The organism is Actinoallomurus sp. CA-150999 (genome assembly GCF_050942425.1).
Lineage (GTDB): Bacteria > Actinomycetota > Actinomycetes > Streptosporangiales > Streptosporangiaceae > Actinoallomurus.
Genome location: NZ_CP192063.1, coordinates 7089609 through 7109730 on the forward strand (window position 1 = coordinate 7089609; position 20122 = coordinate 7109730).

At 72.5% G+C, this 20122-nt stretch carries 12 protein-coding genes; 4 read left to right on the plus strand and 8 right to left on the minus strand.

What is annotated here, in order from left to right; genetic code table 11:
- Positions 1-11: 11 nt before the first annotated feature.
- The 6 genes from ACQP2O_RS32835 to ACQP2O_RS32860 form a co-directional block, all read right to left on the minus strand.
- A complete protein-coding gene (locus tag ACQP2O_RS32835) occupies positions 12-1160 on the minus strand; it encodes an NAD(P)/FAD-dependent oxidoreductase (RefSeq protein ID WP_433171854.1) in 1149 nt (382 codons plus the stop codon).
- 16 nt (positions 1161-1176) lie between these two features.
- Positions 1177-2325, minus strand: a complete 1149-nt coding sequence (locus ACQP2O_RS32840; protein ID WP_433171856.1) for a Glu/Leu/Phe/Val family dehydrogenase — start codon at positions 2323-2325, stop codon at positions 1177-1179.
- 244 nt (positions 2326-2569) lie between these two features.
- On the minus strand, positions 2570-3499 hold the full coding sequence (locus ACQP2O_RS32845) for a LysR family transcriptional regulator (RefSeq protein ID WP_433171858.1): 930 nt from the start codon (positions 3497-3499) through the stop codon (positions 2570-2572).
- Positions 3500-6316: an FAD-binding and (Fe-S)-binding domain-containing protein gene (locus ACQP2O_RS32850; protein WP_433171860.1), complete on the minus strand. Its 2817-nt coding sequence runs from the start codon at positions 6314-6316 to the stop codon at positions 3500-3502.
- 84 nt (positions 6317-6400) lie between these two features.
- On the minus strand, positions 6401-7147 hold the full coding sequence (locus ACQP2O_RS32855) for a GntR family transcriptional regulator (protein ID WP_433171862.1): 747 nt from the start codon (positions 7145-7147) through the stop codon (positions 6401-6403).
- Between the two features lie 112 nt (positions 7148-7259).
- The gene (locus ACQP2O_RS32860) at positions 7260-10814 is read right to left on the minus strand and encodes a choice-of-anchor D domain-containing protein (RefSeq protein ID WP_433171864.1); all 3555 of its coding nucleotides are present in this window, start codon (positions 10812-10814) and stop codon (positions 7260-7262) included.
- A 396-nt stretch (positions 10815-11210) separates the two neighbouring features.
- On the opposite strand from ACQP2O_RS32860, the gene ACQP2O_RS32865 reads away from it, so the two are divergent.
- A complete protein-coding gene (locus ACQP2O_RS32865; protein ID WP_433171866.1) occupies positions 11211-12221 on the plus strand; it encodes a LacI family DNA-binding transcriptional regulator in 1011 nt (336 codons plus the stop codon).
- Positions 12222-12336: 115 nt separating this feature from the next.
- On the opposite strand, the gene ACQP2O_RS32870 is transcribed toward ACQP2O_RS32865, so the two are convergent.
- Positions 12337-13698: a beta-1,3-glucanase family protein gene (locus ACQP2O_RS32870; RefSeq protein WP_433171868.1), complete on the minus strand. Its 1362-nt coding sequence runs from the start codon at positions 13696-13698 to the stop codon at positions 12337-12339.
- Positions 13699-14034: 336 nt separating this feature from the next.
- On the minus strand, positions 14035-14802 hold the full coding sequence (locus ACQP2O_RS32875) for a CDP-alcohol phosphatidyltransferase family protein (protein ID WP_433171870.1): 768 nt from the start codon (positions 14800-14802) through the stop codon (positions 14035-14037).
- A 319-nt stretch (positions 14803-15121) separates the two neighbouring features.
- Here ACQP2O_RS32875 and ACQP2O_RS32880 point away from each other — a divergent pair, with 319 nt between their 5' ends.
- The 3 genes from ACQP2O_RS32880 to ACQP2O_RS32890 all read left to right on the plus strand — a co-directional run bounded on the left by ACQP2O_RS32880 (position 15122) and on the right by ACQP2O_RS32890 (position 19633).
- Entirely contained in the window at positions 15122-16345 is a 1224-nt protein-coding gene (locus ACQP2O_RS32880) for a methyltransferase domain-containing protein (protein WP_433171872.1), read from the plus strand.
- Positions 16342-17346 carry a lysylphosphatidylglycerol synthase transmembrane domain-containing protein gene (locus ACQP2O_RS32885; protein WP_433171874.1) on the plus strand — a complete coding sequence of 335 codons (1005 nt, stop codon included), beginning with the start codon at positions 16342-16344 and terminating at the stop codon, positions 17344-17346. Before ACQP2O_RS32880 ends, ACQP2O_RS32885 begins: the two co-directional genes overlap by 4 nt.
- A 109-nt stretch (positions 17347-17455) precedes the next feature.
- On the plus strand, positions 17456-19633 hold the full coding sequence (locus ACQP2O_RS32890) for a sulfatase (RefSeq protein WP_433171876.1): 2178 nt from the start codon (positions 17456-17458) through the stop codon (positions 19631-19633).
- The last annotated feature ends 489 nt before the right edge of the window (positions 19634-20122 follow it).

Consider the following 20122-nt stretch of genomic DNA (forward strand, 5'->3'; position numbering starts at 1 on the left):
TCTTCCTCTCGTCAGACGATGTTGAGCTCGGGCCTGGCCCCGGTACGGGCGAAGCGGCGCGCGTCGAAGCCGGTGACGTCGACGAACGGCTCCCTGCCAAGGTAGAGGTCGCGGACGACCTCGCCGACGGCCGGGCTCATCAGGAAGCCGTGGCCGGAGAAGCCCGTGGCGTAGATGAACCGGTCGAGGGCGGTGCCGATGAGCGCGTTGTGGTCGGGCGTCACCTCGTACAGGCCCGCCCACCCGGTACCGAAACCGACGTCCAGCAGGGCGGGGGCGCGGCGGGCCATGGCCTCGCCGAGGCGCGGGAGCCAGGCGTCGGACCGGTCGAGTTTGAATCCCGGGGTCTCTTCGGGGTCGGACATGCCGAGGAGCAGGCCGCGGCCTTCGGGATGGAAGTAGAAGGAGGTGGCGAAGTCGATGGTGAACGCCGTCGGCGGCAGGTCGGGGATCGGCTCGGTGACCAGGACCTGCCGGCGCAGCGGCGTGACCGGCAGGTCGACGCCCGCCCATTCGCCGATGGCACGCGACCAGGCGCCGGCAGCGCAGATCACGGCGTCGGTCTCGATGCGGCCGCCTTCGGTCCGGACGGCGACGATGCGGCGATCCGCGGTCTCGATCCCGGTCGCGGCGCAGTGCGGCAGGAGGCGCGCGCCGTGGCGGCGGGCCGCGCTCGCGTAGCCGAGCACCACGGATTCGGGCGTGCAGTGCCCGTCGGTGGGCGAGTAGGCGGCGGCGAGCAGCCCGTCGGTGTCGATCAGCGGCGACAGCTCCGCGGCCTCGGACGGCGTGACGATCCGGCTGGGGACGCCGAGGTCGTTCTGGACCGCGATGTTCTTCTCGAACTCCGCGACGGCGTCCGGCGAGTCGAGCAGGAACAGGTAGCCGGACTTGTGCAGGTCGATCTCCTGCCCGAACCGCTCGGCGAAGGCGTCGAACGTCTCCAGGCTGCGTGCGGCGAGCTCGATGTTGACCCGGTCGGAGAACTGCGCGCGCACTCCCCCGGCGGCCTTGGAGGTCGAGCCGGAGCCCAGCGGGCCCTTGTCGATGAGGACGACGTCGGTCACCCCGGCCGCGGCGAGCTCGTAGGCCGAGGCGACGCCGATGGCGCCGCCTCCGATGATGACCACCGATGCACGAGAGGGCAGGTCACGGCTCATCGGCAGGTCTCTCCTCTCAGGCCCGCTCGGGTACGCGCCCGCGCAGGACCATCGCCTCGCGGACGCGGCTCTGGGCCAGCGCGTACGCCGCCTCGTGCGGGGTGATCTCTTCCCGACGGGACTCCTGAAGCACCGCGACCGCGTTGGCGCGCAGCTTGGTGGAGATCATGGCGAAGACGTCGTCGGGGCGCACCGGGAAGGGCGAGTGGCGGGCGTCCATCGAGTGCGCGGCGGCGACGACGCCGCCGGCGTTGGCGATGAAGTCGGGCACCACCGCGACGCCGCGCTTGTGCAGGATGGCGCGAGCCTCCGGGGTGGCCGGGAGGTTCGCCCCCTCGACGACCAGCTTGGCGGTGGTCGATTCGGCCACGCCGTCGTCGATCACGTCCTCGCGGGCCGCCGGCACGAGGATGTCGGTGTCCACCGTCAGGGCCCGCTCCGGTGGCGCCGGCCGACCGTACTCGCGGACGCAGTCGTCGCCGAACTCGGCGCTGAGCGCGAGGAGCCGGTCCACGTCGAGGCCGTCGGCGTCGTGCGCGCAGCCGGACGCGGTGGACGCGGCCACCACGACGGCGCCGAGCTCGGCCAGCCGGCGGGCGGCGGCCCGGCCCACGGCGCCGAGGCCCTGGACGGCGACGCGAGCGCCGCGCAGTTCGAGGCCGAGCTCGGTGGCGGCGGCGTCGGCCGCCTCCGCGACGCCGTATCCGGTGACGCCGAGCTGGTCGTACGGGAGACCGCCGAGCGCGCCGGGCAGGCCGACGGCCGCGCCACGGTCGCCGAGCTCGTCGAGCAGGATGGCGGCGTCGTTCTCGGTCAGGCCCATGTCGAGGCCGAACACGTACTCCTTCGGCACCTCGTTGGCCAGCGCCCGGGCGAAGGCGCGCAGGATCTCTTCCTTGTTCGGCGCGGCGGGGTCGGCGACGATGCTGGCCTTCGCGCCGCCGTGGAACAGGTCGACCGCGGCCCACTTCCAGGTCATGGTGCGGGCGAGCCGGGCGATCTGGCCGACGGTCACGGTCGGGCTCATCCGGGTGCCGCCCTTGCCCATCCCGCGCGCGGTGTTGTCCAGCACGAGGACTCCCCGCATGCCGGATCTGCGGTCCGACACGCAGACGACCTTCTCGGGCCCCCACTCGTCCATGAGTGCGAAGACGTCATCGGCCACGGCGCTGCTTCCACCTCTCGTCATCGGCCACGGCGGTGCTTCCACCTCTCGTCATCGCGCACGGCGGTGCTTCCACCTCTCGTCGTCGCGCACGGCGGTGCTTCCACCTCTCGTCGTCACAGACGGCGTTTCCGGCTCTCGTCTCGATCGGTGCGTCCAGCATCGGGGAGCGCGCCGAGCCGATGGAAGCGGTCGAGCACCGCCATCTGTGGGCGTGGCCGAAGAAGTTCTTATGCTTCCGCGGTCACGCTTGCGCGGAGACGCCGGGAAGCTCGCCCGCGAGCCGGGCCCCCGCCTGACGCAGCACCTCCACCGCGCCCGTCACCACCGGGTTCGCGGCCGCCGGGCGGTACACCGCGACGACGCGCCGGCGGGCCTCCACCCCGTCGAGCCTGGTCACGACCACGCCCTCGCTCGGCTGGTGCGCGAGCGCCGGGACGAGCGCCACGCCGAGGCCGGACCGGACGAAGCCGCGGATGACGCTGTAGTCGTTGCTGCGGTAGTCGAGCTGGGGCTGGTATCCCGCCTGCGCGCACAGCCGGTTCAGGCAGGACGCGCCGGCGGTGCCCTCCCGGGCGGCCACCCACGTCGCACGCCGCAGATCGGCGAGCGCGACCGCCTCGGCGGCGGCCAGCGGATGGTGTTCGGGCAGCAGGAGCAGCAGCTCCTCCTCCAGCAGAGGGATCTCCTCGAGATCCTCCGGCCAGGCCCTCGGCGCCAGGTCGTACCGGTAGACCAGGGCCAGGTCGAGCTCGGCCGCGCGTACGAGAGGGAGGAGTTCGTCGGGTTCGCCCTCGTCGAGGAGGATCTCCACCGACGGGTACGACCGGGCGTACGCGGCGAGGCCGATCGGCAGCAGCCGCTGGCTCGCCGTGGGGAAGCTGCCCAGCCTCAGCCGGCCGATCCGCCCCGCGCTCATGCCGCGGACGTCCTCCTCCAGCGCGTCCAGCGCGGACAGTACGTCGACGGCCCGCCGTACGAGGTAGACGGCCGCCGGTGTCGGCGTGATCGTGTGGGCTCCGCGTTCGAACAGCGGCATCTTGACCGCCCGCTCCAGCGCCGCGATCTGCTGGGAGACCGCGGAGGCGGTGTAGCCGAGCCGCCGGGCCGCGTCGGCGAACGACCCCGCGTCCACGACGGCGGTCAGCGTGCGCAGGTGGACGGGGTTGAGCAACTAGTCGCCCAGCCGTTCGGCGAGGAGCTGAGCCAGGTGGACCCCCTGCCGGGGCGACAGGTCGGCGATCTGCGTGCGGCAGGAGAAGCCGTCGGCGAGGACGACCGTCTCCTCGTCCGCGTCGCGGAGCGCGGGCAGCAGCTGGTGTTCGGCCACCGCCACGGACACCTCGTAGTGGCCCTTCTCGACGCCGAAGTTGCCGGCCAGCCCGCAGCAGCCGCCGAGCCGCTGGACGTCCGCGCCCGCCTCGCGCAGCAGCCGGGCGTCCTGGTCCCAGCCCATGACGGCGTGGTGGTGGCAGTGCGGCTGGGCGACCACCGTCGTCCCGTCGAACGAGGGCGGTCGCCAGCCGGGCGTCTCGGCCAGCAGCTCGGCCAGCGTGCGGGTCCGCTCCGCCACCGGGGCCGCCACCGACTCGTCGAGGAGCTCCAGCGCGTCCGAGCGCAGCACCCCGGTACAGGACGGCTCCATCCCGACGATCGGCATGTCGGCCTCGGCCAGCTCGGCGACCGTACGGCCCAGGATCTTCTTGGCCGCGTCGAGCTGACCCGTGGAGATGTAGGTGAGCGCGCAGCACTGGCGGCGTTCGCTGATCCGCGGCGCGTAGCCCGCGGCCTCCAGCACGGCGACGGTCGCGCGGCCGACCTCCGGTGCGAAGTGATCGGTGAAGGTGTCGACGAACAGCATGACCGGCCGGCCGTCCGCCGGGCGGTCGCCGCGGGTCCGCTCGAACCAGTCGCGGAACGTCCGCGGCGCGAACTCGGGCAGGTTGCGCCGCCGGTCCACCCCGGCGACCGCGAGCGCCGCCCGCCGCAGGCCCGGCACCCGCAGCATGCCGTTGACGACGCGGGGCATCCGGCCGGCCAGCCGCGCCCAGAGCGGCAGCCGGCCGAGCGAGTAGTGGGAGGCCGGGCGCAGCCGGCCCCGGTAGCTCTGGTGGAGCACCTCGGACTTGTACGCGGCCATGTCGATGCCGGTCGGGCAGTCCGAGGCGCAGCCCTTGCAGGAGAGGCACAGGTCGAGGGCCTCGTGGACCTCGGGCGAGCGCCATCCGCCGTCGACCAGCGAGCCGTTGACCATCTCCTGCAGCACCCGGGCCCGCCCGCGCGTGGAGTCCTTCTCCTCCCGGGTGGCCAGGTAGGACGGGCACATCACCCCGCCGGAGGCGGTGTTGTCCGCGCGGCACTTGCCGACGCCGGTGCAGCGGTGCACCGACTGACCGAAGTCGCCCCCGTCGTGGCGGTAGGCCAGGGCGAGGTTCTTCCGTACGGGGCGGGCGGCGGGGACCCGCAGGTCGGCGTCGACCGGTCGGGGCCGCACCAGCACGCCGGGGTTCAGCACGTCGCCCGGGTCGAAGATGCCCTTCACCCGGCCGAACAGGTCCATCGCCGCCTCGGAGTACATCAGCGGCAGCAGCTCGCTGCGGGCGCGGCCGTCGCCGTGCTCGCCGGACAGCGAACCGCCGTACCCGGCGACCAGCCCGGCCGCCGCCTCCAGGAAGCCGCGGAACCGCTGCGGCCCCTCCGGCCGGTCCAGCGGCCAGTCGATCCGGATGTGCAGGCAGCCGTCGCCGAAGTGCCCGTACGGCAGGCCGGTCACGTCGAACTCGCCCATCAGCGCCTCGAAGTCGCGCAGGTAGCGGCCCAGCATCTCCGGAGGCACCGCCGCGTCCTCCCAGCCGCCGTGCGCGGGCAGCCCGGCGGGGCTGCGGCCGGACAGGCCCGCGCCGTCCTCCCGGATCCGCCACAGCGCCGCGGCCCGTGCCGGGTCGGTGACGACGAGGGCGTCATCGTGGCCGGCGGCCACCCGCCCGGCCCGCTCCAGCACCTCGGCCTCGTCGTCCCCCGCGACCTCGACGAACAGCCACGCGGCCCCGCCCGGCAGCGGCGGCACCGCGCCCGGCCCCTTCCGGGTACGCACCACGTCGACGATGCGCGCGTCGATGCCTTCACAGGCCGTCGGCAGGTGCTTCAGCACGCTGGGCGCGGCGTCTCCGGCGGCGGCGATGTCGTCGTAGCCGAGCACGACCAGGACCCGGTGCGCCGGGTCGGTCACGAGCGTCACCGTCGCCTCGGTCAGCACGGCGAGGGTGCCCTCGCTGCCGACGAGCAGGCGGGCGACGTCGAACCGCCGCTCCGGCAGCAGGTGCTCCAACGCGTAGCCCGACACCTGCCGCCCGAACCGGCCGAACTCCGTCCTGATCGTGGCGAGGTGGGCGTTCGCCAGGTCGTGCAGCGCGGTGAGCTCGGCGGGAGCGCCCGCCCCCGGCTCGCCCAGCCGGGCCGGCAGGTCGAGCGCGGTGCCGTTGCCGGTCACGGCCTTGAGGGCGGCGACGTTGTCGGAGGTGCGGCCGTAGCCGAGCGTCCGGGAGCCGCACGCGTTGTTGCCGATCATGCCGCCGATCGTGCAGCGCGTGTGGGTGGAGGGATCGGGGCCGAACCTCAGCCCGTGCGGGGCGGCCGCCCGCTGCAGCTCGGCCTGGACGACGCCGGGCTGAACGACCGCGGTCCGGGCCTCGGGGTCGACGTGCAGCACCTTCCGCATGTGGCGGCTGAAGTCCAGCACGAGCCCGGGGCCGACGGCGTTGCCGGCGACCGACGTGCCGGCACCGCGGGCGGTCAGCGGGATCTCGTGGCGCGCGCACAGCTCGACCGCGGCGGCCACGTCCTCGGCCGATCGGGGCCGGGCGACCAGCAGCGGGGGAACCCGGTAGAGGGAGGCGTCGGAGGAGAACGCCGACCGCGACGTGGAGTCGGTGAGCACGTCGGTGAGGCCGCGTCGCCGCAGCTCGGTCGCGAGGGTGGCAGCCCGATCCATGAGTAGCATGTTACATGCGACCTCGCCGCGGATCGCCGGACCCCTGCTGGTCCCGCGCCCGAAGCGCCCGGTGCGGAGCCCTGATCAAGGCTGGTCGACGATGGAGGCCCACAGCGCGTCCACGTCGACCGGCTCGCCCTGGGCCCGGGCCGCCTGCCGGGCCAGGATCAGGCCGGTGTTGGTCAGGTGCGCCCGCATCGCGCGTACGGCGGCTTCGGCGTCCGCGGCGGCGACGGCGGCCACGATCGGCTCGTGCTCCTCGTGCACCTGCCGGAGCGTGCGGGACCGGTCGTCGGTCGACGTGCCGAGGATGCGCATGGTGTCGCGCAGGCCGCCGACGATCGCGCGGGCCCGGCTGTTGCCCGCCGCGACCAGGATGTGGTCGTGCAGGGCCTGGTCCAGGTGGAAGAACAGCGTCTCGTCACCGGCCTCCACCGCCGCGGCCATCTCCTCCATGGTCACGCGCAGCGACTCGGTCAGCCCGGCCGGATCGCCGCCGGCGACCCGGTGGACGGCGGGCAGCTCGAGCGCGAGTCGTACGCCGAAGATCTCGACGATCTCCCGGGGGTGCGGCAGCACGACGCGGAAGCCCCGGTTGCGCTCGACCTGCACCAGGCCCGCCTCCGCGAGCCGCAGCAGCGCCTCGCGCACCGGGCTCCGGGAGACGTTGAGCTGCTCGGCCACCTGGTAGACGGAGTAGAGCCGACCGGGGACCATCGCGCCGGTGTGCACCGCCCGGCGCACCTCGGAGATCACCTGCTCGGCCAGCGACCGCCGCGCGTGCGGCAACGGCTGCAGCTTGAGCTCGGCGTGCTCGCGGGTGGGCGGCATGCTCGCATGCTACCCACCCGGATCCGCCCCGATCGCGTGCCACGTACCGGGCCTATTCGAGACGGTCTTCGGGGTGGCCCCTCGTCCGGGAGCCACCCCGAAACCGCGCGGGTCAGCCGTTCCAGATCTGGAAGCCGGCTACCTGGCCGGCGGGCCATCCGGTGTTCGCCGTGAAGTTCAGCCGCCAGTAGCGCTGGGTCGTCGCGGTGATGGGGATGGTGACCGTGTTGTTGCTCGACGGGTCGAAGGTGTAGTTCGCCGACGACTTGATCGTGGTGAGGTTCGTGCCGTCGGTGCTGCCGAGGATGGACAGCGTCTGGGTGCGCGCGCCCCAGGACGCCGGTAGTTGCAGGACGATCCGGCTCGCGCTCTGGGCGGAGCCGAGGTCGACCTGGACCCACTGCGGGAAGGCGTTGTTGGCGCTCTCCCAGTAGGTGTTCTGGTCGTTGTCGGTGACGTTGCTCGACGGGTAGACGTCGGTGTGGCTGGACTCGCTGGTCGGTTTGCCGGCCGCGAGGTCGGTGGAGGAGGAGCCCGTGCCGGTCCCGGTGAGCGCGACGGTGGTCGGGCTGTTGGTCGCGTCGCTGTGCACGGTGAGAGTGCCGGTCCGCGTGCCGGCCGCCGTGGGCCGGAAGCTCACGTCGGCGGTGCAGGACGCGCCGGCGGACAGGGAGCTACCGCAGTCGTTGGTCATGGCGTAGTCACCGGAGGTCACGACGGAGGACAGCGACGCCGCCCCCGTGCCGGTGTTGGTGATGGTCACGGCCTTCGCCGCGCTGGTCGTGTTCATGGCCTGGTCGCCGAAGGTGAGCGAGGTGGGGTCGGCGCTCAGCTTCGCGGATCCGGGCGAACTGCCGCCGCTGGGGTAGACCTCGAGTTCGGAGGCCTGGCCCGCGGGCCAGCCCGAGTTGGCGGTGACGTTGACGCGGACGTAGCGGGCGTTCGCGGCGGGGGTCGGGATGTTCACCACGTTGGTCGGCGAGGTGAAGGTGTACGTCGCGGAACCCACGGCGGTGCCGAAACTGGAGCCGTTCGTGCTGGTGAGCACCGAGAGGGTCTGCGTGCGCGTGCCCCAGGAGCTCGACGGCGGGAGCTTCAGGGTCACCTTGCCGATGGTGTAGTCGGCGCCCAGGTCGACCTGAAGCCACTGTGGGAAGGAGCCGTTCGCGCTCTCCCAGTAGGTGTTGGCGTCCCCGTCGGTGGCGTTCGCCGCCGTGAAGCTGCTGTTCACCTCGCTGCTCGCCGAGGCCGACTTGCCCCGGGCGATGTTGGTGTCGGTGCCGATGCCGCTGCCGGTGAGGGCGACCGTCGTCGGGCTGTTGTTGGCGTTGCTCGTGATCGTGACGTTGCCGGTACGGGTGCCGGACGCGCTCGGGGTGAACGTGACGGTCACGGTGCAGGAGGCGCCGACCGCGAGCGTCGAACAGTTGTCGGTCTGGCCGAAGTCACCGCTCGCGGCGACGCCGGAGATCGTGGCCGAGGTGGTGCCCGTGTTGGTGACCGTGACGGCCTGCGTCGGCGCGGATCCGCCGACGATCGTTCCGGCGAAGGAGAGGGCGGCCGGGTCGGGACTGAGGATCGGCCCGGGTGCCACGCCCGTACCGGACAGCGGGACGGTGTTGGTGACGCCGGACGCCGTGATGGTGAGGTTGCCCGTGCGCGACCCCGTCGCCGTCGGCGTGAACGTGACGCTGACCGTGCAGGACGCGCCGGCGGCGATCGAACTTCCGCAGTCGTTGGTCTGGCCGAAGTCACCGCTCGTGCTGATCGAGCCGACGGGGGCCGCGGCGGTGCCGCTGTTGGTGACGGTCACCTTCTGGGCGGCGCTGGACGAGCCGGTGGCCACCGAACCGAAGCCGACCGAGGTCGGGCTGATCGAGATCTGGGAGCCGTTGTCCGGCAGGTACGGCGGGAAGGTCGGATTGGTGATGTTCTGGCACGCCGTCGAGTCGAAGACGCCGGAGTTGCCGCCGCCGTCGGTCAGCGTGAACCCGACGCCGCAGTTGTAGATCGGCGCGGGTGCCTGCGTCCCGGTGGCGGTGCTGTTCGTGATCTTGGCCGAGCCGCCGACCTGCTCCTGGACGACCCAGGTTCCGGTGTTCTGGATCGTCGCGTTGTTGATGGACACGTTCGTGATGCTGGAGCCCGAGACGAACTGGATCGCCTCGAACGGGCTCTGCTGGATGAGGAGGTCGTCGACGTTGACCTGGCCGCTCATCGCCGCGTCCCGCGCGTCGAACCACAGCGCGCCGACGCCGAAGTTCCAGTTCGGGTCGAGGCTGCCGGATCGGATGATCGTGTTGCGGAGGACGTCGGTGCGGCCGAGTGTCGTCGAGGAGAAGCGCTGGGCGACGTGGATGCCGCCGCCCTGGGTGAGGCCGGCGTCGATGACCCGGTTGTCGGCGACGGTGTTGTCGTGGCCGCCGTAGATGGCGATGCCGTTGGCGAGGATCGGGTACTGCACCGTGTCGTGGTCGAAGGAGTCGTTCGCGTCGGCGTTGGTGTCGGACCAGGTCGCCAGGCCGTCGTCGCCGAGGTTGCGCAGGTCGCTGCCCGTCACCTTCGACCCGGTGACGCCGTCGTGGAAGTTGATGCCGTCCGCCGTGGTGTCCCGGATCCGCATGCCGCTGAAGGTGAGGTTGGACATCGGCCCGTCCATCCAGGCGCCGACCTTCTCGTGTTCGATCCAGACGCGGTCGACGGTGGAGTTGCTCAGCGCGCCGCCGATGCCGTTCACCTGGGCGCCGTCGTTGCGCTCCTGGACGTCGCCGAAGATGGCGAAGTCCGCGAGATGGACGCCGCTGCTGCCGTTCGGCGCGTAATTGCCGTAGAAGCCGGGCGCCGCGCCGACGACCGTCGAGCGCCACATGCCCGCGCCCTTGATCGTGACGTTGTTCAGGACCAGGTGACCCGGGATCTTGAAGGTTCCCTCGGGGATCCAGACCGTGCCGCCGGACCCGGCCGCGGAGATCGCCGCGTTGAACGCCGCGGTGGAGTCCGCGTTACCGGTCGGGTCGGCGCCCTTGTCGGTCACCGAGACCGAGCCGGACGGCTGGGACAGAGCGCCCGCGACGTTCTCGAAGTCGGCGAAGTCGATCGTGTACGAGGAGGCGGTGTTCCCCGCGTCGACCTGCAGCCGGAACTTCGTGCCCGCCGGGTACGTCGTCGAGAACAGCCGGTGCACCTCGTCGTAGAAGTGGTGCGGGTTGCTCCCCGGCGTGTTGGTGAACGGATAACCGCCGTAGTACCAGCTGTACGCGTTGGTCAGCGTGAAGTCGGTCTGCTTCGTCCCGTTGACGTAGAAGGACAGCGGCGCGGTGTAGACCGAGCCGTTCGAGCTGTCCGGGATGCTGTAGCGGAAGACGATCGAGTTGGTGGCGACCGGGGTGGTGAACTCGACGTACTTGCCGCTCCCCTGCAGGGTCACGGCCTTGCGGTACGAGGCCTCGGCGGGAAGCGTGTTGTAGGCGGCGCTCGGGCCGATGACCGTGCCGTTGGTGGCGGAGTTCTCGGCCTGGACCTCGACGTACGGCAGTGTCGCGCCGACACCGCCCTTCGCGGCCGCGGCGGCCGGACTCGCCGACACCGTGACGATGCCGACGGCGGCGAGCGCGGCGCTGAGGAGGACGCGGAGGCGAGCCCTGCGTCTGGCGGGCTTGTGGGACATGGCTGCTCACTCTCGTGAGGCCCCATGAGGTCACGGGCCTGGAGGGGTCCGCTCGTCTCGCCGACGTGACGGGGCGGAGGCGGCGAGACGGCACGCGGGAGCGGGACCCGGCATCGGACCTCGCCGCACGGGCCGGTGCGGTCGCCCGGCACGCGAGGTGGTCCGGATGGAGGGCCGTGAGGGGGCGGGGTCGGATGGCGGGGTGAGGCGTGTTACAGGGACGGTAACTCCCCCGACACCTCAGCGCAATAAGCAAACAAATCACTGAAAAACAACGACAGGCGCGGCCATAGCTCCCGGCGTGAAGGCGGGTTGACGGTGGTCGATGGCGGTCACGACGATGACCGGGGGCTCGCGCGCCGGTGTGCGCCCGGCGGCGGAGAGAAGGGATCCCGGATGGGGCGGCCAGAGGGCGAACGGCCGACGCTGGAGAGCGTCGCGGCGCGGGCCGGTGTGTCGCGGGCGACGGTGTCGCGGGTGGTCAACGGCCTGCCGGTACGGACGGCGAGCGAGGAGTCGGTGCGGCGGGCCATCGAGGAGCTGGGCTACGTGCCGAATCTCGCGGCACGGACCCTCGTGACCCGGCGCACCGACCTGATCGCGTTGGTGGTGCCCGAGCCGACGACCCGGGTGTTCTCCGCCGACCGCTTTTTCGCCGGTCTCGTCCACGGGGTCGGTCAGGAGCTGGAGGCCGCCGACAAGCAACTCGTGCTCATGCTGGCCGGGTCGGCCGCGAGCCGCGCCCGCGTCGAACGGTCGGCGGCCGCGCACCACGTCGACGGCGTGCTGCTCGCCTCCCTGCACGACGCCGATCCGCTGCCCGCGGCGCTGACCCGGATCGGGATCCCCGTGGTGTGCAACGAGCGGCCGCTGGGTCCCGTCTCCGTCCCGTACGTCGGGGTCGACAACCACGGCGGCGCGGTCGCCGCGGTCCGCCACCTCCTCCGTACGGGGCGCCGCCGGATCGCCACCATCGCCGGCCCGCCGGACATGGTCGCCGGCATCGACCGGCTGGCCGGCTACCGAGCGGCCCTACGGGAGGAGCGGCGGCGGCCCATCGTCGAGGTCGGCGACTTCACGACCGGTTCCGGCGCCGAGGCGATGCGGCGGCTGCTCGCGGACGAACCGGACCTCGACGCGGTGTTCGCCGCGTCGGACCTGATGGCGAGCGGCGCACTCCAGACGTTGCGCCGCGTGGGGCGGCGCGTCCCGGACGACGTCGCGGTCGTCGGATTCGACGACATCGACCTCGCCCGGGACACCGAACCACCGCTCACGACCGTCCGGCAGCCGATCGACGGGATCGGCCGCCGGATGGCCCGTCAGGTGCTGAGGCTGGTGGCCGGCGAGGAGATCGAGCCGATCGTCACGCTGCCCACCGAGTTGGTCGTCCGCGAGTCGGCGTAGCCGCGAGGCCGTGGCCGCCGCCCGCAGCCCGCCGCTCAGGACCCGTACACCTGGAACTCCCCGAGCGAGTAGCCGTAGGGAGTGCCGCGCCGGGTCCCGGCGGGGGGCGTTCCGGTCACCAGCCGACGGCGATGAGCAGGTACTGCGGGTCGCCGTGGGAGATGAACGAGGACTGGCCGGCGTAGTCGTCGTAGGGGAAGCCGTAGGTCAGGTGGTTGATCGCGTGGTCGTGCCAGAACTTGGCGTAGTAGTTGGCCGGAGCCGCCTTGTAGTACTGGCTCGGGTCGGACCACTGCGACTGGGGCAGTTGCGCGACGTGCCGGTTCAGCGCCGAGCACATGCCGGGATTGTTCGCCAGGGAGCCCGCGCAGCCGGTGATGTTCGAGGTGCTCTCGTTCACGCCGACCGACTGGGCGTAGCTCGTGAAGTAGTTCGCGTACTGTCCGCCGGCGCGGAAGTCGCCGTCACCGCCCGGCGCGGGGATGTAGTAGGGCGCCTGGACCGTGGCCAGGTGCTTGAACTCGGCCGGCACCTCGTTCTGGAACCGCTGGAACGTCGCCGCGCGGTCCTCGGCGAAGGTGGCCTGGTTTTCGCCCACCTGCGCGTCGTACCCGTCCTTGGCGTGCAGTCGCATCGCCAGCTTCAGACCGAACCCGTCGACGCGCGTCGTGTTTCCGTTGAACACGGCCGCCCCGATGGTGAACTCGATGAAGTCCCGGTACTGGCCGGTCGGCGAGCCGAGGTAGAAGTACATCCGGCCGGCGGAGTTCGCGGGCATGTCGACGTACGGCTGCTCGGCGATGGAGTGCGTCTGGCCGCCCCAGCTCCAGTAGACCTGGCTGTCGGGGTACTTGCCGTTCGTCCGGTTGAGGATCTTGAACATCAGGACGTTCTTGGCGGCGGGAATGGTGCTCGTGTCACCCCAGAACGAGTCCGGCGGCGGCGTCGTGGTCGTCCCGCTGTAGACCGCGAACTCCCAGAGCGAGTAGCCGTACTGGGTGCCGCGGGCCGTGCCGTACATCCGGATGTACCGCCCGGTGCCGCTGACGTTGAGGGTCTGCATGCCGCCGGTGCCGGTCGTGGTGCTGTAGATGGTCGTCCAGCCGCCGGCGCCGCTGTCCGACACCTGGATCTGGAAGGACGTGGCGTACGCCGCCTCCCAGGTGAGCGCCACCTGGCAGATCTGCTGCGACGACCCGAGGTCGACCTGCAGCCACTGCGGGTCGCTGAAGGCGCTGGACCAGCGCGTACCGGCGTTGCCGTCCACGGCGGCCGAGGCGGGCAGGCCGGAGTTCTCGGTGGAGGACGCGGTCGCGGGCCGGTTCAGCGCCACGTTGGATCCGCCGCAGGCTGCGGCCCTGACCGGCGACGCGATGAAGGCGAGCTGACCGGCGAGGAGCGTGATCGCGGCCATGGCGATGAGGAGGACGTGCGCGGGCGTACGGCGGCGTACCGCCGAGCGGGGGACGGACTGCATGAGGGCTCCCTTTCTGGCCGAGGGAGACGCGGCGCACGACCGGGTGCGCGGACGGCGCCGCGATGTGGCGGGGACGGTCGGAACCTCCGCCGGATGCCGTCGGGCACCGGCGGAGCTGCCTGCTGAGAGCGCTCTCAGAGAGAGAAGGTGAACCTCTTTCCCGCAACAGTCAAGAGAGTTAACAGATAACGTTTCGATAACCGCGGCTACGCCTGGTCACCGAACCGACGAGGCATATGCCCTGGCCAGGGGGTTTGTTGTCCGCCACACCATTGGGCCGATGTAACCTGAGTGAAATAATTCGAACCTCCCGGCGTGGCCGGGAGGCGGCGCGGGTCAGGCCGCTCGGCGGATCCGGTGGAGCCGGCGGATGTCGGCGGCGAACGACCACACCAGCGCCGCCAGGGCCAGCCCCGTCGCGGCCATCTCGACCGGGCGAGGGAGCACGCCTGCGGCGACGACCGTCAGCACGATCCCCTGCAGGGCGGCGACGACCTTACGGGAACGGCGCGGCGACAACGGCGCGAGCAGCCACCGCAGCGGCAGCCCGGCCGCCACGAAGACGTAACGCATGGCACCGATCGCCAGCACCCACGCGCCGAGCGAGGTGGCGACGAAGACGCTGAGCACGAGGATCAGAAAGGCGTCGATCTCCATGTCGAAACGGGCGCCCAGCGGGGACGCCGTCCCGGTGCGCCGGGCCACCTGCCCATCGACGGCGTCCAGGGCCAGCGCCACCGCGCTGATGGCGACCAGCGGGGCGATCGGCGCCGGCGTGCGTACGGAGTCCACGACGAGCGCGGTGACGCACCCGACGAGCAGCGCCCGCACCAGGGTGACGTGGTCGGCCGGGGCGAGCGACCACCGGCCGTGGCGGCGCAGGGCGCGGCCGAGGACGACCCCCAGCGTCGCCGCATACGCCACGCCGGCCAGCCAGCCAACCAGGCCGAGCCCCGTCGTCACCGCCAGCACGGCGAACAGCACCGGCTGCGCCATCGCCCCGACCAGCGGGCCCGGCGGGAGACGTCGCCGGCCGGTCGCTCGATGCGCGACGCGGACTGGACCGGGTCGTTCCGTCTCGATCCGGTCGACTACCTCAACCATGTCTTTCACGAGCATTCCGCACCACCTCCTAGGGGAACACGCATCGGAGGCCGAAACGGTTCGGCGGAATCTACTCCGACACGGAGCGCCCGTCAGCACGGGGCAGAGTCGGCGATGGTCCAGCACCCCGCATCCGGCTACCGGCCGGCACCGGAGGAGAATCAGAACGGTGTTGAACCGATCGCCGCGAATGATCGTGTAAGAGGGCATGGCGCTCGAATCGAGGAGGTACGGCGACCGGCGGCCGAGCCCGCCCCCGGTCCCCGCGAAGTGGCGGCCAAGGCCGCCCTCCGGCCGCGGCGGTCTTTCGGAGCGGCGCGTGAGCGAGGCCGCGGTCACCGGCTACGCCGTCGAATGGCTGGACCTACGCGAGGACGCGGACGCGGCCGCCCGCAACGCCGAACTCGTCGACCTCCTCATCCCGTCTCTGGCCGACGCATCCCTGACCATCAGGGATCTCGGGTGCGGCACGGGCTCCATGGGACGCTGGCTGGCCGCACGGCTGCCCGGTCCCCAGCGCTGGATCCTGCACGACCGCGATCCGGCCCTCCTCGCCGAGGCCGCCACGCGCCCGCCGGAGACGGCCGCCGACGGCGCGCCCGTCACGGTCACGCTCGAACAGGGCGACGCCACCGGCCTCCGCGCGACGAATCTCGCCGGTACGTCGCTGGTGACGGCGTCTGCGCTGCTCGACCTGCTCACCGCCGAAGAGGTGGCCGGGCTCGCCTCGGCGTGCGCAGGCGCGGGATGCCCCACGCTGCTGACACTGACCGTCGCCGGGAGGGTCGAATTCCTCCCCGCCGACCCCCTCGACGCGGAACTCGCCGCCGCCTTCGACGACCACCAGCGCCGTACGGTCGGCGGCGGCACCGCCCCCGTCATCCGTTCCCCGCAGACCTCTTCAGCGCCCGATCCGTCCCATGCGCTTCCCGGGGCGGCAGCCGATCCGTCCCAGCAGGCCCTGCCCGGGGCAGGGCCCGATCCGTATCAGAAGGCCCTGCCCGGGGCGGCGCCCGATCCGTCCCAGCAGGCCCCTCCCGGGGCGGGACCCGATCTGTACCAGCAGGCGCTTCCCGGGGCGGGACCCGATCCGTTTCAGCAGGCCCTGCCCGAGGTGGCGCCCGATCCGTCCCAGCAGGCCCCTTCCGACGCGGCGGCCGATTCGCCACGGGAGCCGTCTGCCGACGCGGTATCCGAACCGTCCCTGCCGGCCCGTACCGACACGGCATCCCGGCCGTCCGGGCCCGCCGTCCGGCGCCTGCTCGGCCCGGACGCGGCCGACGCCGCCGCGGCCGCGTTCGAACGGTCGGGCATGGTGGTCCACCGTCGGCCCAGCCCCTGGCGGCTCGGGCCGGCGCAAGCCGAGCTGACCGCGCAGTGGCTCCGAGGCTGGGTCGCGGCCGCCGTCGAGCAGCGGCCTGACCTGGCCGACCCTGCCGAGGCGTACCTGCGCCGGCGTCTCGCCGCGTGCGCGGCCGGTGCGCTCCGGGTGGTCATCGGCCACGACGACCTTCTCGCGCTTCCTCCGGCGGGCCGATCGTGAAGCGCGCCGCCTGGGCCTGGCTCCGCACGCTCGCCGCCGCCGGTGTCATCGGCCTGCTCCTGTGGCGACTCGGAACCCGGGCGGTCCTGGACGGACTCAGTGTGATCGATCTCCGCGCGGTGTGCGCGGCCCTGGCGATCGGCCTGATCACGACGGTGCTCACCGCCTGGCGCTGGTGCCTCGTGGCCTGGCGGCTCGGTCTCCGGCTGCCCCTGCGGAACGGCGTCGCGGACTACTATCGCGCGCTGTTCATCAACGGGGTGCTGCCCGCGGGCGTCCTCGGCGACGTGCACCGCGCGGTGCGGCACGGCAGGCAGGAGGGCGACGTCGGCCGCGGGGTCCGTGCGGTGGTGCTGGAACGCGCCGCGGGTCAGGTGGTGGTCGTCGCCGTCTCCGGCGTGGTGCTGGCCGCCCGGCCCATGGTCGTTCCGCCGCGGTTCCGCGAGGCCCTCACCATCGCCGGGACGGCGGTCACGGCGGCGGTGTTCGTCGTGTCGGTCGTCGCGGTCATCGCCGGGCATCGCCGGACGCGGAGCGGTTCGCGATGGCGGCGCGCGTCCGCCGACTCCCTTCGCGATCTGCGGCGCGGCCTGCTCGCCCGCGACGCCTGGCCGGGCGTCGTCCTGCTGTCGGTGCTTGCGTTCGCCGGGCATCTGGTCCTCTTCCTGGTGGCCGCGCGTACGGCGGGATCGACCGCGTCGTTCGCCCGGCTGCTCCCGCCGATGGTCGTGACGCTGCTGGCGATGGGGCTGCCGGTGAACGTCGCCGGATGGGGACCGCGCGAAGGAATGGCGGCGCTGGCGTTCGGCACGGCGGGGCTGGGCGCCACGCAGGGCCTCACCATCGCGGTGGTGTACGGGGTGCTCGCCTTCGTCGCGAGCCTTCCCGGCGCCGGTGTGCTGCTGTGGCCGACCCTGGTGAGGGCATGGCCGAGGCTCACGCGGGCGCGGACCGTACGCCCGGTGCCGCGCCGGTTCGGCGATGCCGGGATCGACGCGTGAACCACCCCTGGAAGCCGTCCGTGGATATAGTCGGCGCCGCCGTTCGACGCCCGGTACGGGCCGGCGCCGATGCCCGATGTCACCGGACTCCCCACTGAGGAGCTGTGGAGTGTCGTTCTTCACCCGTTTCCGCCGGCCGACGGCTCAGGCCCGGGTGGCCCCGAACGGACGCCCCGCACCGGACGACGGTTCGGCACCGGACGACGGTTCGGGCCCGGCCAGCGGCTCGGCGCCGGAGGGCGGATCGGAGAAGCCGCCGGACGACCGTCCGACACCGGACGACGGTTCGGTGCCGGCCGACGGTTCGGTGCCGGCCGACGGTTCGGCGCTCGCCGGCGGTTCGGCGCCGGCGGACGGTTCGGCGCCGGCGGACGGTTCGGAGAAGCCGCCGGACGACCGTCCGACACCGGATAACGGTTCGACGCCGGACGACGATTCGGAGAACTCGTCTGTCGACGCCGTCGCCGATGACGGCACGGGCCGCACGGACGCCGATGACCCGGACGAGCCCCTGACGCAGAACTCGACCGAGGACGACGGCGACCGGGACGACCGTGACAGGGACGGAGGCGGAGAAGGCGGGCACGCGGACAAGCCCCCGACGCAGGACGCCACCGAGAGCGGCGGCGAAGGCGAGAGCGCGCGACGGCGGACGGCGCGGCCCATCGCCGGTCGGGTGGTCACCGCGCTGGCCTGCCTGTTCGTGGTGTCGGCGCTCCTGGTCCCGGATGACTTCGGTCATCTGACGCCGGCCGCGTTCGTCCGTATCCCGCTCGAGGGACTCGTCGGCACCGCCCTCGTCCTCGTCCTGCCGGCGCGGGCGCGACGGGTGGTGGCGGCGCTCCTCGGAGTCGCCGTCGGTCTGCTCGCCATCGTGAAGCTGCTCGACCTGGGCTTCTCGGTGGTTCTCGCCCGGCCGTTCAACCCGGCGTACGACTGGCCCCTGTTCTCGGCCGGCCTGGAGTTCGTCCGGACGTCGGCCGGGCAGGCCGGCGCGATCGGCGCCGTCGCGGCGATCGCGGTGCTCGCCGCCGGCCTGCTCGTGCTCGCGGCGAGGTCGGTGCTGCGCCTGAGCCGCGGGCTCGTCCGCCACAGGACCGCCGCGACCCGCACCGTCGCGGTGCTCACGGTCGCCTGGGTGGCCTTCGCCGTCCTCGGCGTACGGATCGTGCCGGGTGTGCCGGTCGCCGGGCATGCGTACGACCATTCGGAGCAGGTGCTCGCCGGCCTGCGGGACAGGAAGACGTTCGCCCGTGAGGAGGCCGCCGACGCGTTCCGCGGCACCCCCGGCCGGAATCTGCTGACCGGGCTGCGCGGCAAGGACGTCATCCTGGCGTTCGTCGAGAGTTACGGCCGTGACGCGGTCGAGGACCCGACGTACGCGCCGCAGGTCGACGCGGTCCTCGATGCCGGGACCCGCCGGCTGGCCGCGGCCGGGTTCGGTGCGCGCAGCGCCTTCCTCACCTCACCGACGGCGGGCGGCGGCAGCTGGCTGGCGCACGCGACGCTGCTGTCCGGACTGTGGGTCGACAACCAGCAGCGACATGACACCCTGGTCAAGGGCGACCGTTTCAACCTGAGCACGGCCTTCCGGCGCGCGGGCTGGCGCACCGTCGCGATGGAGCCGGGGAACACCCGCCCCTGGCCGGAGGGCTCGTCGTTCTACGGCTACGAACGGATCTTCGACCACTGGAACATGGGGTACCACGGGCCGCCGTTCAACTGGGGTACTCCCCCGGACCAGTACTCCCTCTCGGTCCTCCAGCGCTCCGAGCTCGCGGCCCCGCACCGTGCCCCGGTGATGGCGGAGTTCCCGCTCGTCTCGAGCCACGCGCCCTGGGCTCCCACGCCTCGGCTCGTCGACTGGAAGAGCGTCGGCGACGGCTCGGTCTTCGGCCCGATCGCCGCGGCCGGCGACCGGCCGGACGCCGTCTGGCGCAGTCTGTCCCGGATCCGCGCGGCGTACCGGGGCTCGATCGAGTACTCCCTGAACACCCTCATCTCCTACGTGGAGACCTATGGCGACAAGAACCTGGTGCTCGTCTTCCTCGGCGATCACCAGCCCACTCCGCTCGTCACCGGGCCGGGCGCCGACCGGGACGTGCCCATCACGATCGTCGCCCGCGACCCCGCCGTACTGGACCGTATCTCCGGGTGGGGCTGGCAGGGCGGTCTCCGGCCCGGCCCGCACGCCCCGGTCTGGCGGATGGACGCCTTCCGCGACCGGTTCCTGACCGCGTACGGCCCGCAGGCCTCCCCCAGGTCCTCCGCCGCGCCGGCCCGCTGACCGTCCGTAAATCGGGAAGGGCTGACCGGGCGAGGCGACGTCTGGAATCGGCCTCGTCGTCGCCCGATCAGCCGATGCCGAGATGCCACCGCAGTCGACGGGCCTGCTCGGCTCCGACCGCGGGTTCGGCCGTGTCCAGCAGAGACTCGAGCTTCGGCAGCAGCTTCTCCGGTGGCATGCGGTAAGCGGTCGCAGCGGCGCCTCGCGACCAGGCGATCAGATCGGCGTGTGCTCGGTCACCGAGGTCCGCGTCACGGGCGGCGATCAGGTGCAGGTCGACGTGCACGCGGGTCCAGGTGTCCGATGCGCGCAGCCGCTCATAGGCTCCCAGCCGTACGTGCCGAGGTGCGTCGGCGGACAGCCATTCCCACAGCTGAGCGACCGGTACGGCGTCGGGTTCGGTGTGCAGCCGCTCGGCGCACAGTGCCCGGCAGACCGGATCCGGCTCGCTCAGCGCGGCGTCCATGACCTCTCCGGGCCGGCCGCGGC